At 32.8% G+C, this 14823-nt stretch carries 15 protein-coding genes and 1 riboswitch; of the genes, 1 reads left to right on the top strand and 14 read right to left on the bottom strand.

Annotation, left to right across the window (positions count from 1 at the left end):
- Window positions 1–24: 24 nt before the first annotated feature.
- From ACUN0F_RS25540 to ACUN0F_RS25605, 14 genes are all read right to left on the bottom strand, one after another.
- Window positions 25–1077 (bottom strand): glycosyltransferase family 4 protein, encoded by a 1053-nt coding sequence (locus ACUN0F_RS25540; protein ID WP_445540398.1) that lies wholly within the window; start codon window positions 1075–1077, stop codon window positions 25–27.
- Window positions 1074–1874, bottom strand: a complete 801-nt coding sequence (locus tag ACUN0F_RS25545; protein WP_445540399.1) for a glycosyltransferase family 2 protein — start codon at window positions 1872–1874, stop codon at window positions 1074–1076. Before ACUN0F_RS25545 ends, ACUN0F_RS25540 begins: the two co-directional genes overlap by 4 nt.
- A complete protein-coding gene (locus ACUN0F_RS25550; protein ID WP_264463155.1) occupies window positions 1849–3063 on the bottom strand; it encodes an O-antigen ligase family protein in 1215 nt (404 codons plus the stop codon). The genes ACUN0F_RS25545 and ACUN0F_RS25550 overlap by 26 nt, the downstream gene beginning before the upstream one ends.
- A 3-nt stretch (window positions 3064–3066) precedes the next feature.
- Complete coding sequence (locus tag ACUN0F_RS25555) at window positions 3067–4503, bottom strand: oligosaccharide flippase family protein (protein WP_445540400.1); 1437 nt, start codon at window positions 4501–4503, stop codon at window positions 3067–3069.
- A gap of 37 nt (window positions 4504–4540) precedes the next feature.
- Entirely contained in the window at window positions 4541–5179 is a 639-nt protein-coding gene (locus tag ACUN0F_RS25560; protein ID WP_264463153.1) for a sugar transferase, read from the bottom strand.
- An 18-nt stretch (window positions 5180–5197) separates the two neighbouring features.
- Window positions 5198–5818 (bottom strand): CpsD/CapB family tyrosine-protein kinase, encoded by a 621-nt coding sequence (locus ACUN0F_RS25565; protein WP_264463152.1) that lies wholly within the window; start codon window positions 5816–5818, stop codon window positions 5198–5200.
- Window positions 5805–6548, bottom strand: coding sequence for a YveK family protein (locus ACUN0F_RS25570; RefSeq protein WP_098146514.1), 744 nt, complete (start codon window positions 6546–6548; stop codon window positions 5805–5807). The genes ACUN0F_RS25565 and ACUN0F_RS25570 overlap by 14 nt, the downstream gene beginning before the upstream one ends.
- A complete protein-coding gene (locus tag ACUN0F_RS25575) occupies window positions 6549–7742 on the bottom strand; it encodes an acyltransferase family protein (RefSeq protein WP_264463150.1) in 1194 nt (397 codons plus the stop codon).
- A gap of 328 nt (window positions 7743–8070) precedes the next feature.
- Window positions 8071–8211 (bottom strand): FbpB family small basic protein, encoded by a 141-nt coding sequence (locus ACUN0F_RS25580; protein WP_046955196.1) that lies wholly within the window; start codon window positions 8209–8211, stop codon window positions 8071–8073.
- Between the two features lie 360 nt (window positions 8212–8571).
- Complete coding sequence (locus ACUN0F_RS25585; RefSeq protein WP_087980021.1) at window positions 8572–9438, bottom strand: 5'-3' exonuclease; 867 nt, start codon at window positions 9436–9438, stop codon at window positions 8572–8574.
- Between the two features lie 130 nt (window positions 9439–9568).
- The gene (locus ACUN0F_RS25590) at window positions 9569–10294 is read right to left on the bottom strand and encodes a P-type ATPase (protein WP_000964966.1); all 726 of its coding nucleotides are present in this window, start codon (window positions 10292–10294) and stop codon (window positions 9569–9571) included.
- Between the two features lie 342 nt (window positions 10295–10636).
- Window positions 10637–10802, bottom strand: a riboswitch (M-box (ykoK) riboswitch).
- 125 nt (window positions 10803–10927) lie between these two features.
- Complete coding sequence (locus tag ACUN0F_RS25595) at window positions 10928–11314, bottom strand: DUF350 domain-containing protein (protein WP_000606860.1); 387 nt, start codon at window positions 11312–11314, stop codon at window positions 10928–10930.
- Entirely contained in the window at window positions 11311–12546 is a 1236-nt protein-coding gene (locus tag ACUN0F_RS25600) for a glutathionylspermidine synthase family protein (protein WP_445540401.1), read from the bottom strand. Before ACUN0F_RS25600 ends, ACUN0F_RS25595 begins: the two co-directional genes overlap by 4 nt.
- Before the next feature lie 3 nt (window positions 12547–12549).
- Complete coding sequence (locus ACUN0F_RS25605) at window positions 12550–12861, bottom strand: hypothetical protein (protein ID WP_000169026.1); 312 nt, start codon at window positions 12859–12861, stop codon at window positions 12550–12552.
- A 719-nt stretch (window positions 12862–13580) separates the two neighbouring features.
- Between ACUN0F_RS25605 and ACUN0F_RS25610 the strand changes: the two genes are divergently transcribed.
- On the top strand, window positions 13581–14711 hold the full coding sequence (locus ACUN0F_RS25610; protein WP_445540402.1) for an RNA-guided endonuclease InsQ/TnpB family protein: 1131 nt from the start codon (window positions 13581–13583) through the stop codon (window positions 14709–14711).
- Window positions 14712–14823: the final 112 nt, after the last annotated feature.

Here is a 14823-nt window from a genome sequence, read left to right on the forward strand (position 1 = left end):
AAAAAAAACAAACGACTTGCACGGTCATTTGTTTAATTCATATATACTTTTCGTTTCTTCTATCATTTTAGTTAATGAGAAATATCTCTCTGCTTTCTCTCGTGCTTTCAGTCTAATACCATTCACCTTTTCCTCATTTCCTTGTAGTTCCTCAAGCGCACTCGCGAATATATATTCACAATATTCAGTTAACAAAATACCTGATTCTCCATCTATTACCGCTTCATTTATTCCACCAACATCTATTGAAACAATCGGTGTTCCTGTAGCCATTGCTTCAATTACCACCATTGGAAACACTTCACGAAAAGATAATAAAAGTAGGGCATTCATATTTCCTATAAACCTATGTGGCTCTGAAATATTCCCTAACATCTTTACACTTTGCTGCAATCCATACTTTTCTATTTCTTTCATAATAGATTCTTTTTCTGGTCCATCACCAGCAATATAAAACAAAAAGTCATCTCTTTTTTTTAACACATTTGCAATTTTTACAAATAATTGATGGTTTTTCTCCTTGGATAGTCTTGCTAATATCCCTATTTTATAAATAGATTCTGTCTTTTTCTGCTGGAATAAAAACTTTTCAATATCCACACCGTTATAAATTGTCTTTATTTTCTCTTCTGCTACATGCATTGAAATTAAATTATTTTTTTCAAACTCACTTACTGTAATGATATTATTCACATATTTATTTATAAAATAACGAAAAAGAGTTGGCATTTTCTTTTCTAATATCGTTACATTATGTTTCGTATACACGACTTTTATCTGTTTTTTCATAAACTTTCGAATTAAAAAGGAATATAATACCATTCGCAAACTATTTGCATGAATAAGTTCTATCTTTCGTTTACAAATCTCACTTCGTAAGTACTGAATATTTCTCAGATGATTCCATCGACTAAGTAACATGAAATTTTCTTTTCTAGTAAGAGACTCATATAGTTCTCCATCACCTGCAGCTGTATAAACCGTAAATTTCTCATCACGCAAATTGCTTTCCAATTTACAGAAATAACTCTCAGCTCCTCCAGTTATCAATTTATCTGTCATCAACAATATATTCATAATTGCGTCTTCCCAACTACATTGATTTTATTTTTTCTATAGGCATGATAAGCATACTTACTAAAATAGTAAAGGATTTGCACAGCATTAAGTCGTTTTTGTTCCCTTAATAATTTCCAATAACGAAAAGCGGCTCTAATTTTATTTCTCGAAACAGAATTTGCTACAATTCTATACTTTGCTAACACTTGCTGTATCCCTTTCGCTTCATGTCCTTCATGTAATAAGTTCAGCCATAACGCTGTATCTTCCGGCTGTACACTAGGCATTTCAATATGCGGAATTTTTTCACGATCAATCATTACTGTTAAACAACCGATAATTGTATTTCCTGCCAAACAATGATAGTCAACAATTTTCGGTACATCCACTTCACGATTTAGTTCATTACTGTTTTCATCGATTAAACTATACGATGCATATGAAAAGGCCGCATTCATTTCTTCCATAAATAACAATTGCGTCTTCAATTTATGAGGCAACCATATATCATCGCTATCTAAAAAGGCAATATACCTTCCTCTCGCCTCTTCAATCGCTATATTCCGAGCTTTAGCAGCACCAACATTTTCTTTTAATGATAATAATCTAATACGCGAGTCTCCTTCTATTATCTCTTTAATTTTTGCAAGAGATTGGTCAGTTGAAGCGTCATCAACGATAATCATTTCCCAATCTTCATATGATTGATTCTGTACAGATAAAATCGTCTCACCTATAAATCGTATACTATTATAAGAAGGTGTTATTACAGAAACATGAGGCGCCTTATTATGTACTGATAGACATTTTACCATCTACCTTTCCCCTTCCTTCATATATTGAAATATACTTCACAACCATTGCTAAAAATAAAAAGAACGCTTCGTTAATAATAAGTGACAATGACATCATCTGAAATAAAAATGCAATCATAGTCAATAAAAGGTACGGTTTTTCACGAAACAAAGTATACTGCGTTAACTTGAACATTAATATGAATAAAAAAGCGCTATATAAAAGAAAACCAATTGTACCCGATTCAGATAAAATTTCTAAAAATGTATTGTGTACATATAACTTTTCATTAAATTGAAACTCATAATAATTCGAAAAATTAAATGCACCGATTCCGATATATGGATTGGATACATAATATTTAAAAGCAGCTTCCCATAATGTAAATCTACCACTTCCATTATCGTGCGAAAAATCAGAAATTCGTTTATTCAATATGTCATCCAATTGGCCACCCATTACACTATTTGATAAACTAAAAATCACTACACCAAATAATAGTAAACTTATCATTATTTTTATTTTTTTTGCAAAACTAGATGTACATATATATACAAAAACGACAAGCATAAGTGCTAATATCCCTCCTCTTGAAAAAGTTAATAAACTTGTCGTAACACATAAAATCAATCCTATAATGTTCGTCATATTATGTAGATTTGTCATATAATACATCAAAAATATTGTATTATAAAAAATAAAAATGTTAGGATCATCTAGCAAACCAATTAATCTTGGATACCCTCTATCAACTAATAGTCCAGCAAAAATTTCTCTCTCTTCTCCACCGTATAATCCAAAGTGCTGTAAACCGACTATATAAAGTATTAGGCTTACAACATTAAATACGAATCCTACATAGACGATAGATGATTCGAGTGTTGCTATTTCAACATTTCCTAATAAATTTCTCATTATAAAATAACACCCTAAAACAAGTAGCACACCAAGAATCATACGAATACTAGCATTTAAATATATAGAAAGAATGCCACTCAAACAATAGATGAAATAAAATAGTAAAAATACAACTTCATGAAAATATAGCTTTTGAATATGAAAGTTTTTAATTGTTAAACAAAAATATATAACTAAAAAAATCATATATATCTTCAGCGAAAATCCAATATATATGTTGTATTTACTTAACATGACAAATAATATTAAGAGCATAATCCATTTCATCGATATCTTTATATTATTTTCCATAGGCTATATCCCCTGTTTCGTAATATAATCCTTTTTGCGTGTTTTTCTTATAAACGAAAGAAGAAGTTTTTTCAGCTCGTAATCATATAGGAATATACCAACTACTACGATTAACGTATTCAGAACGAGCGCAATGAAATGATATGTGTCCAATATATATTGCACTCCAATAAAAGTTACGCCAAAATAAATTGTATACGGTATTACAATTTGGAATACAATTTTTTTCTTCACTACACTTACCGCTATATACCCAACTAAAGCCACAATTTCAAATAAAACCATAGCGTAAGCCGCTCCTATCACTCCACCAATACTACTAAAGCTATAAAGCATAATCCCACCTATCACTAATGCTATACATTGCACCACCGTTCTTTTATTTTGACGTCCACTCGTTGTTAAGCCGTCAGCTATAGCAATATTTAAACTTTGCAGCACAATGAGAAATGATAATATTTGGAGTGGCTCTACTGCATTTCTCCATTCCTCCTGAAAAAATATAGAAATAAAGTATGGCGCTAAATGATATAAACCTATCGTCATACATATTCCCACAATCGCCATTGATTTTATTTGAAGTAAGTTTAATTTCGTATGCTCTTCTAAATTATTCTGATTATAATGCTTAAAGAGTACTGGATAAAATGCACCTGCAATCACCCCTGGCACTTGATATAAAGCTGCTGGCATCCGATACGCCACTGCGAAAACACCTACCATACTTAATGGCAATGTATAGTTAAGTAAGATAGGTGCTAATTGTGGCGTACTCATTATTAAAAAACCACTAATAATAAAAGGTGTCAATTGCCAAAATAACGCTTTATAAATTACGACTTTCATGTTCATATTCGTCTTTCTTTTCATTACATATATGCTGAATACACCACCAATCATATAACCAAATCCATATAAACGAGCAGTTATATAAACTGGTAACTCTCCGAAAATACAAAAACATGTAATGATAATGACAACTGCCGCTGATACAATTTTAATAAGCGCTATATACTTCATACGCTCGGTCAGCTGAAAGTAGGCAATCCCTATATTTTGCCAAGTTAATCCTATTAACATGAAAAACATTACGTTTATCATCATATAAATCAAATTTCTATCCGCATACATATAATGAATAGCAATATAGCCGATTATAGAAATAAAAATAAGTAGAATCATCCTTACTTTTATATACGACGATAAAATTGTCTCTAAGTCTACTCCATCTTTTGCCCCTTCTCGAAGAAACGTATTCGTAAGTCCTAAATCTGTAAAAAATAACATAACAAACGTCACTGCTATGGCAACACTAAACATCCCATAATTTTGTGCATTAAAAAAATTTGCTAAAACAATTAAACTCACAGCCTGAAGAAGATTAGCTAAAATTGTGCTATAAAATAGATGGATAATATTATTTAAAATAGATCTCCCCATACCTGCTCTCCTTTGCAAGCAACCTACTTACATATATTTATCTTGCACCATTACCGTTCAATACTATTAAAACGGTTTTACACAAAATCCGAATATCCATCTTAAACGTTTTCAAATCAATATACTCCATATCCAATTTCAATTTTTCTTTCGGATCAAGATTATATCCTCCATTTATTTGTGCCCATCCTGTCAACCCTGGCTTCACTATTAAACGGTCCTTGAATTCTGGAATATACGTATCAAATTGTTTATAAAAATACTCTCTCTCTGGTCTTGGTCCGACAAAAGACATATCACCTTTTAAAATATTTAAAAGTTGCGGTAACTCATCAATTCTCGTTTTCCTTATAAAAGATCCAACTTTAGTAATTCTTGGATCTTTTTCATTTGCCCATTGTGGTCCATTTATTTCAGCATCTTTTACCATCGATCTTAATTTAAATACATTAAATTTCCTTCCATTAATCCCTAAACGTTCTTGAAAATAAATTGGAGCTCCTGCTGTTTCGAAAGCAATCATAATACAAAAGAACAACATAATTGGTAGCGTTAATAGTAACAATATGAGTGAAAATATAATATCAAACAAGCGCTTTATACTTCGATTCAAAATACTGGTCTTTTCTTGAGCCGGAATCGTATACAACTTGGGTTGATTTGTTTCACGAATCATAGATCGTTACCCCCACATTCAAGAATATAAAACTATACCTATTAATTCACATTCTTTCCTCTTTATATTTGCTATCACTTTTTGCACCTTACGTAGGGAATCGTTTCGCTTTTTGACTGCTAAGACCACTCCATCGCATTTCCCTGCAATCATGTGCGTAGCAGGAAGCTCAAATACTTCAGAGGAATACAAGAAAATATAATCAAAATCTTCTTTCCACTTCGCCATTACATGATCAAATTCATCCGTAGCAACTAAAGGCGTTCCGGTGTGTACTGTTTTTTGGGCAGGAATACAATATAAGTATTTAGATAAATTACTAGAAAAGGGTTCATAACTACAAGGGGAATCTTTTATTATATCGTTCACTGTTTTCGTATAATTGCTTTGTAATAGTAGATGTAGTTTAGGATCAGAAAAATTCACGTCGATAAGTAACACCTTTTTTTTCATCTCTGCAAACACTACCCCTAGATTTACTATAAGCGACGCGATAACACCTCTATCCTTCGTTGAAGTAACTGTGAACACTTGTTTCCCCGATTTTTTCAACTCGTGATACACCGTATAAAACTGCTCTTTCATAAAAGCATCATGCGGATTAAATGGCAGCTTTTTCTTTGTCTTAAACATCGACATGTTCACCTCGATATATAGATGATTGCGCATCAACTTCTGTAGATTTCTTTTTTCTATTCGGTTTCATATTTATGTGACCAATAACAGATACTGTTGTTATTTTCTCTAAATCTTGTTCCACGTATATACGCTCATCAAAATAATCTCGAAATACAGCTAAACCTATCCCAACAAAAAAACTAACAATTAAAGAGATAGGAATGATAAGTTGAAATTTCGGAAACAACTTTTCAGCTTTTTCCTGTAACTCAGGGTCAGTTAATATTTTTATCCCCTGTACATTCGTATACTGTTGAAAGCTTTTTTGAGATTGTTCTGCCAATGACTTTACAATTTCTTTGACGATTGTAGGATCCGAATCTTTTACTGTGACAGTAACGATTTGTGAGTTGTCCATATTCACCACTGAAATTTTTTGTGCTAATTCATAAGTTGATTGCTCTAATTTCAAATTTTTTTTAACCGTTGAAATAATGAGTGGACTTTTTAATATATCAACATACGACGTTACAAGTTGCTTATTTTCCTGTGTTTTATTCACTGCATTTTCCTTATTAAACCCATCTAAATTCCCAACGAGAATTTGCGTTGAATATTGATACGAAGGCTTTAATATATACATAGAAATAAGAATTAAAGAAACTGTTACACAACACATCGTCAAAATAATTGTTACTACTCTTCTTTTCAATAGCTGCTGAAAATCCTTCATACTAATTTCTTGCTTCAATTATTTCACCGCCTTTGTTTGAATGACATCCTGCAACTCACTTTCTGCAGATAGTCTTTTCTTTTCTAAATTCGATTGCTTTGTTATATACTTTCCGATCCTGAATGCAAATTTTTCTACAAACAAATAAGAAATTATTGCTAGTATAAACGAAAGAATGAGCGATAACATTAAAACAATAGGTAACGGAAATATTTCATGAAGCATATACACTAGGGAAAATAAAGATATGATGTGGTATAAATAAAGACTGTAAGAAATCTTCCCCAAATATAACAAGTATTTATTACGTAGCAAGGATGACAAAGTTGATACTGACAAGCTTAATATGACAAATAAACATGCACTTATCGCTACTACGTAGTCCCGAAATATAAAATTATTAAGCAAATTAATTTCTCCAACAACCCCTTCATACATATAAAGTAAAACCGCAAATAAAAACCATACAATTTTCTCATTTTTAGTACGATTACTATAAAAAACTATTAAATTATTTTTATATTTCGCAACTAGTGCTCCTAGTAAAAACAGCACTGTGTAATGCAGCGTTAATGCATAACTAGTTAATGTTAAACTTGAGTGAAATAAAAATAAAATCACGACAGAACATATACTAAAACTAAACAATGACAATAATGAATACCTCAACGTTTTTCGTAAACAAACCATCAAAACTAACGGAAAAATTATCGATATTCGCATTTCATGAACAAGTGACCAAATTACGCCGTTATATGCATCTGTATTATATTTCCCAATTAATAAAATATGTTGCGCTATTAAGCTTAAAGAACTTTCAATCGTCCATGAGCGATTAAACCATTCACTTAAATTAGAAATACCATATTTACTCATTGTAGTCTGGCATAAAATAGCTATAATTATTGCTACGATATATGGAATATAGATTCTACATATACGCTTTAAAAGGAATGATCCATAGCTATCGTAGTTTTTTTGAATGGATCTATACAAAACAAATCCACTCAAAACAAAAAAGATAATAACAGATTCGTTACCACTACTAAAAATTAGACGAGCAGGTGTTTCTTTTAATAGATAAATAACAAATGGTTTATTATCTTCATAACTGTAATTTTGAAATACTGAAAAAATCATTAAATGATGGCCAATCATTACTATCAATGAAGAAATTCCTCGTATAGAATCCAGTTCTTCATACCTATCCATCGTTTTACATCAACTCCTACTGAAATGATAATAATCATTTCAAAGCGACACCATTATTCATATTCCTCTCCTTTCTTTTCATTCCAATTTTTCATATTAAAATGATTTTATAGCGTAATTTTGAATGTATTGTAACATTTTTTGTAATATTATGAATAGTGAATCTCCAAAATTGATATATACCAATTACAACCTCGAAAAATGAATAATATTGACAGAAAAACACTATAAAAACATCTTGCATAGTTACAAAATTAAAGAGAGGAATAGAGTTTTTTCAATATAAAATAAAAAAGATAGCCTTTAAAGGCTATCTTTTTTATTTTATTTAATTATTGGCACCACTATATGCTACATGTCGTTTCTCAATTCTCTCTTCAATTTCTTTCATATTTTCTTTATTATTTAATAGTGATTGTTTATTTTCAATTAATAATTGTTTAAAAGATTTTCTCACTTTTTTTCTCATTTTCATTGTCCTCCTTGGGGGATGGTTTATATAAAAGATAAGGAATTATCTGTGTGCCCTTATAATAATTGATTGTTGTGAATTCCATTTGAACTTCATATTAAAATTTCATTTATTTTCTGACAACTTTGTGAACATACAAAAATGTGATCATCCTAAAACCATTTTGAAATTGCTTCATTTCATTATAAAAGTTGCTATTGTCATCAACTTCTATCAATATATTTTGTCGAAACATTTATATATTTAAAATTGAGTTCGATATAATTTTATTTACTACTATACCGTTCGTAAAAACAAAAAGAGAGGTGTTATATAAGTCAAAGTTTGACTTATATAACACCTCTCTTTCAAAACTATTTATAGCATATTGATTAATATTTCAGGTCTTCCCCAATTCATTTCTTCACAAACGAATCTAAGTTTTTCTTCATCCATTGTGTGTAATCCTTCTTCTAGTAAACATGAAATTGGAACTTCACAATGAATTTGTGCCAATTGTAATGAAATATTTAAGTTCTCTAAATCACTTTCAATCTTTGTGCGCTGCGCTTTCGTTAATGTTGCTACATTTTCTAGTACGGTTGCTACTGTTCCATGCTCTTGAATCAATTTATACGCTGTCTTTTCGCCGATACCTTTTACACCTGGGTAATTATCACTCGTATCTCCCATAAACGCTTTCGCATGCACGATTTGCCACGGCTCTACGCCTTTTTCTTCCATGATTTTCTCTGGTGTGTAATATTCGTAATTTCCAATTCCTTTGCGCAAGAGCATAACTGTAACGTTTTTATCAACAAGCTGAAGTAAATCCGTATCGCCTGTTAAAATATAAACTTCCGCTTCATTACAGTATTGTTTTGCAAGCGTACCGATACAATCATCCGCTTCATACCCTTTCATACCGATAACTGGAATAGACAATTTCGCAGTCATTTCTTGAACTAAATCAAATTGCGGAATTAATTCTTCAGGCGGCGCTACACGATTCGCTTTATAATTCGAGAACGATTCTGTTCTAAATGTCGTACTACCCATATCCCAGCATGTTACGATATGTGTCGGTTCAATTGCTTGCATAGCTGTTAATAAATGTTTCATATAACCATGAATCCCATTTGTAGGGGTACCATCTTGTCGTTTCATAAATTGTCCGTAGACACTTGTTGCGTAAAAAGCACGAAATAATAGTGCCATACCATCAACTAATAATACTTTTTTCATAATCCCTCTCCTACCAAAAAAATAATAACCCCACGTCATCACGTAAGGTTATATAAATAGATTACCATTCTACGTTTTTTCAACTTTGTCTATTATACATTGTTTTTGTATATTTAGCATCATTTACACATTAAGACGTTCTACTGCAACAAGTATGAAGAATTCCTGTATACGTATTTTTCCCAGTCGAAACAACTACAGCCTTTGCATTTCCGCCAACAATATGAGTCCCTTTGAAACATACGTTTTCAAGTTCAAGTGGATTATAGTCTTTCATTCGTTTTAAAGGAATAAATCGTTTACGCTCAAGGTGATAGCAACTTTCAAATTTCTCAATACTTGCATCTTTTCCTGTTAGCACGGATTCATTTACTAATAAATCATTCGCGTAAATGATACGTACATCTGCTGGTACTGTATCACCTTCTGAAAGAAAAATCATATCCCCAGGAACAAGCTCTTGTACTGGCACATTCATCATTTTTAATTCACCGTTTAAACCTGTTACACTAGAACATTCTACTCGAGACACAGTAATTTTCTCACATTGTAATCCATCACGCACATGTTGTTTTGAAAAACCTGGAATCATTCCACTTAGCTTCATCATTACTTCCGCAATACGCGCTCTTTTTGAAATTAATTCGTTTCGGCCGTATACTTGAATGCGTTTTTGTGCCTCTTTCATAGATAATCCGTCTCTTGTTGTTTTAAAATACGCAAATACAGATTTTACATCTCTCGTTGCGATTTCAATTAATAAATCTTTATTTTTTTGAAGCATTGTTTGTTCTTTCATTGATTTTTTACTTAATTTATATGACGTGTTACCCACAGTTTTGTTTGCATATAACATATTATCGTCTCCTCCTGTACAACATAGGAAGAAACGCTTTGTTTCTCAATTTATCCACTTTACCGTAACAGTGTTTGGCGCTTGAACATGCATATAAACGCTACATTATGATAAATATAGAGGGAGGAACAAGTCGTTTCCTGCCTACATCATATATTTTTGATTTGAAGTATATGGGTAACGGAACCGAGTCAGAATTTGACATGCTCCTCACCTCCTCGTTTAATTTTATAGTTTATACTATGAAGTTACTCATAGATTTGTAACAAAAAGACCCTTACTCCGAAAAGAGTAAAGGTCATGGCATACACAAATAAACGATTCCTAAACAATTAGAAATCTACGGACCTCTCCCTCGCCGAGTTTTAGCACTGTATAGCATAGGTACATTACCAGCTACGTTAAGAAAAACCTTAATTCGATCATTCCTGTTGACCCATTGGCGTCTCTCGACATTTTTGGGCAGTAGCATTTCTCTATACAGGAGCCTCACCTAACAGAGACTTATTTTTATTACATAGAAAATGTTACTCTTATTTAAAATAGATGTCAACAGTAGCCTACAATTTTTTCGAAAGGTATGGCGAACTAACGTATATAAAATAAAAACCTTTACGTTTAAACGTAAAGGTTTTAATAAGTTATACAACCAGCAATTACAATCCCAATGGAAAGCGATAAAAACATAAGAAAAAGACCGACTGCTTGATTATCTTCTTCAAGACTTTTGTTTATATTAAAGCGTGGTGTAAGCCACTCAGCTAAATAAAAGACGATAATTTGAGCCAAAATCCCAACGGCTCCCCACGAAACCATATCAAGAAGTGAAATGGAATTAGCTGCTGTCGAATATAAAACAATAGCTAACCCAAGTAATCGTCCTCCAAGTACATAGCTTACCGCCTTATTCCCTTGGGCCATTAACTTAAATTCTTTTACTTTCGTTGTCACTTCCATGAGGAACAGACCAATGCATAAAAGGCCCAGTGTTACTGCTAAATATAATAAAAAATTAATCATATACTTTCCTCCTTTTTTATACCTACCGGTAAATAGTACGATTCATTCCCCGTAATTTTTTCCCCAGCGCGAATACCGATACTACTCGCTTTTCCAGCAATTAAAAACGAACCAAACACATACGACAGTTTCTCCATCCCTTTCTCTGTTTCCAAAGATACGACTGGAAGTTCTGTATACTTTTGAAATATCGGCAGTGACGCTTTATACGTTTGGTGTGCATTTTGAATCATAATATTTTCGGCCTTATCGCGAACGGTAATTGTGTCTCCTTCTCTACCAAATGAAGGTTTTTGAACGAAAGAGCCTTTTCCTAAAAATAAATCTGGTTCTAAATATGTAGGTAACATATATTCTTTAATCCACTGTTGTTCCTCATTTGTATAAAAGGCCTTTTCTTCTGCTAACCCCCAAATCAGACACTGAATTGATTTTGGCTGAAGTAAAAATGCTGACAAAGGATTTATTATAAAAAGCTTTCCGGCTTTTACAAGTTGCAACAGTTCCACACCTACGAAGTCTCCTGTTTCAGGATCTTGATCCTCAATTAAATCTTCTATCGGATATGTTTGGCGATATAAAATATCAACCTGTACTCCATCTCTATCCACTAAAGCATCTTTTGTAATTCTAAGTTCTGACATTGGCACTACTTTATTTTCAACATGGCATAACTGACTCAAATACATAGTCGTATTCCAATCCTCAATATGTTCATGATGTGCTGTAAAAACAACATTTGGGTTATCTATTCCCTTTGTCGCTTCCATTACGGCCTTTGTAACACCAGAAGATAGTAATCGTTCTTGACCCAAGTTTGGATCATCATAGCCTAGTTTCCTACAAATTTTTCCATTCATTTGAAAACATTCCATAATAAAAGTTGGTGTATCACTATTAAACTCAAGCATTTTAATGTGGTTATCACTTGTTAAAACGAAATCAAATCGTGAAATAACAGATTCAGGATATAATCCTTTCATTCTAATGAAAGATAAGCTTGCAGGAGGATACCCAAGTTCAAGAAGCTGTTCGTCACTTAAATTCCGCAAAAGTTTAGCAGTCTTAAAAAATATTTTCCCCATTCGTTCAGTTGCTACTTGTAATTGTTTCATAGTCTGATTTGTTATAGGGAAAATATGAAACAAACTATACTCACATTCATATAAATCCGACCAAAAATTCGGATATTTCGAATAAAACTCTTTTCGATCCCTTATGTATTGCGACATATGTTAGCCCCCAAATCCTCCCTTTGAACCGCTTCCAATTCCACCTTTAAATTCCGCAGACGATTGATAAGATTTAAACGCCGATGAATTTTTAAAAGTGGATTTATTTTGATAGTAACTCCCACCATAAAAATAATGCCCACGATAACCTGACCTACTATCATCACACTGCCATACCCCAAGTTCATCATCCCAATCCCAATCTGAACAACTATTATCATTCGGTTTTGGGGGAAGATCTTGTGCACAGCCAAATAAGGTGCCAGTCATTAAAGACGTTACGACACCACCTACTAGCCATTTCGTTTTTGTCACCTTCGCACTCCCCTTTTTAAATTCTATTCCTATTATATAAGATAGCATGATAAAGTAGAAGAAAAAGGAAGAAGAGGGTAACTAACTGTTACGATTTATTTAAACAATTATAACGAAAGTTAATTAAATATATCAGTAAGCCCTGCTAGTCAAGTGATTGGCTAGTAGTGAGGGTTAACTGCGGACAATCCCTAAAGCTGATTGAACTACAACGTGGCTAGAAATAGCGAGCGTGAATGTCGCGAAAGCAGAAAAAATCAATCAGATGGTGCAAGGTTAAATCCTAAACACTAGAACAATGGGTCTTCCGCATCGAATCGTCTAAGTCAAAATAGATAAGATGAACGTTCAACGACTATCTCGTATAACTGACGAGAGTACATCACAAGCTTATGGTGATGGAAAAATCCTCTATCTCTAAAGAGATAAACATATAGTCTGCGCTCATGTGAAAACATGAGAAGTTCATAAGAGAACTGGCTAAGGAATTGCGCCCTTAGTTGAACGAGATACATTTAATTAAATCTATCAAACCTCATTGAATGCGCCGAACATATGTGCTACGGTAGGTTTAATGAGGTAAGAATAATAATGAAATTTTTACGAGTTAGTCAAGTATCGGAATTAACAGGTTTGTATCCTAGTAGTCTTAAGAGAATGCTGGTGGAACACGCTACGATTCAGAAGAACAAATCTTTCATTAAAGGAGTTACATTCTGATGATATTGGCGAAGAAAGTTAGATTGATTCCAACGCCTGAACAAGAAAAAGTGCTTAGAAACCATGCAGGTGCTGCAAGATTCGCTTATAACTATTGTAAAAGAATGAGTGATAGATATTATAAGCTATTTGGAAAATCTGTTTCACAGTTAGCTTTACAGAAACGATTTACAAAGATCAAGAAGCGAAAGAGATATGAGTGGTTAAAAGACATTAATGCACAAGTTCCCAAACAGGCTTCAAAAGATTTTGATAAGGCGAGAAAAAATTCGTTCAAAAAGTACAAAAATGGTTATCACACTTCTTATAAATCCAAAAAAGATTTAATCCAAGGATTTTATGCCAATTATGAAAGACTGACTATAGGAAAGAAAGTAGTTCATATTCAGTCCATTGGAGAAGTGAAAACAAGCCAACAACTACCAAGAAACAAAAAACCATCCAATCCAAGAGTTACATTTGATGGTCGTCACTGGTGGATTAGTGTAGGGTTCCAAGAAGACTTTGAATTACAAGAATTAACCAATGAGTCGATTGGTGTGGATGTTGGTTTAAAAGAGCTGTTTGTAGCTTCTAATGGTACGAAAGAACGAAATATAAACAAAGATGCTAAGGTTAAAAAACTTTTGAAAAGGAAAAGGTCAGCTCAAAGAGATATGTCTAGGAGATTAAAAAAAGGTGTGAAAATTCAATCTGCCGGATATGAAAAAGCGAAAGCTGAGCACCTGCGGTTATCTAGGAAAATTACGAATATCCGAAATAACCATATCCATCAAGCAACAGCTAAATTGGTGAAAACCAAACCAATGAGGATTGTTGTGGAAGACTTATCTATCTCAAACTTGTTAAAAAACAAAAAACTATCGAAAGCATTTTCATTTCAAAAATTAAACTTCTTCTTTCAATGTTTATCATACAAGTGTGAGAAGTATGGCATTGCGTATGTAAAAGCTGATAAATGGTTCGCTTCAAGCAAGATTTGTTCATGTTGCGGCGTTAAATACGACCATTCAGTTCAACCAGAAGGACAGTGGAGTTTAAAAATACGTGAGTGGCGTTGTGTTCCATGCAATAGCCATCACGATAGGGATGTAAATGCATCGATAAATTTATCAAGATGGGTAAAATAAATGCTTGATAATAGGAGGTAACGATACTGCCTCGTGTGGAGTGTTATACCCCTCGTCCCTTCGGGGTTGCGAGAACACAATGAAGCACTAACTCGTGTAAATTTGATTGAAT

This window comes from Bacillus sp. 1A (assembly GCF_052682215.1).

Coding starts and splice junctions, on each gene's coding strand:
- ACUN0F_RS25610 (WP_445540402.1), top strand. CDS start 13,581: ATGATATTGGCGAAGAAAGTTAGATTGATTCCAACGCCTGAACAAGAA.
- ACUN0F_RS25560 (WP_264463153.1), bottom strand. CDS start 5,179: ATGATTCGTGAAACAAATCAACCCAAGTTGTATACGATTCCGGCTCAA.
- ACUN0F_RS25590 (WP_000964966.1), bottom strand. CDS start 10,294: ATGTTATATGCAAACAAAACTGTGGGTAACACGTCATATAAATTAAGT.
- ACUN0F_RS25600 (WP_445540401.1), bottom strand. CDS start 12,546: ATGTCGCAATACATAAGGGATCGAAAAGAGTTTTATTCGAAATATCCG.
- ACUN0F_RS25575 (WP_264463150.1), bottom strand. CDS start 7,742: ATGGATAGGTATGAAGAACTGGATTCTATACGAGGAATTTCTTCATTG.
- ACUN0F_RS25585 (WP_087980021.1), bottom strand. CDS start 9,438: ATGAAAAAAGTATTATTAGTTGATGGTATGGCACTATTATTTCGTGCT.
- ACUN0F_RS25545 (WP_445540399.1), bottom strand. CDS start 1,874: ATGGTAAAATGTCTATCAGTACATAATAAGGCGCCTCATGTTTCTGTA.
- ACUN0F_RS25565 (WP_264463152.1), bottom strand. CDS start 5,818: ATGTCGATGTTTAAGACAAAGAAAAAGCTGCCATTTAATCCGCATGAT.
- ACUN0F_RS25595 (WP_000606860.1), bottom strand. CDS start 11,314: ATGATTAATTTTTTATTATATTTAGCAGTAACACTGGGCCTTTTATGC.
- ACUN0F_RS25555 (WP_445540400.1), bottom strand. CDS start 4,503: ATGGGGAGATCTATTTTAAATAATATTATCCATCTATTTTATAGCACA.
- ACUN0F_RS25550 (WP_264463155.1), bottom strand. CDS start 3,063: ATGGAAAATAATATAAAGATATCGATGAAATGGATTATGCTCTTAATA.
- ACUN0F_RS25540 (WP_445540398.1), bottom strand. CDS start 1,077: ATGAATATATTGTTGATGACAGATAAATTGATAACTGGAGGAGCTGAG.
- ACUN0F_RS25580 (WP_046955196.1), bottom strand. CDS start 8,211: ATGAGAAAAAAAGTGAGAAAATCTTTTAAACAATTATTAATTGAAAAT.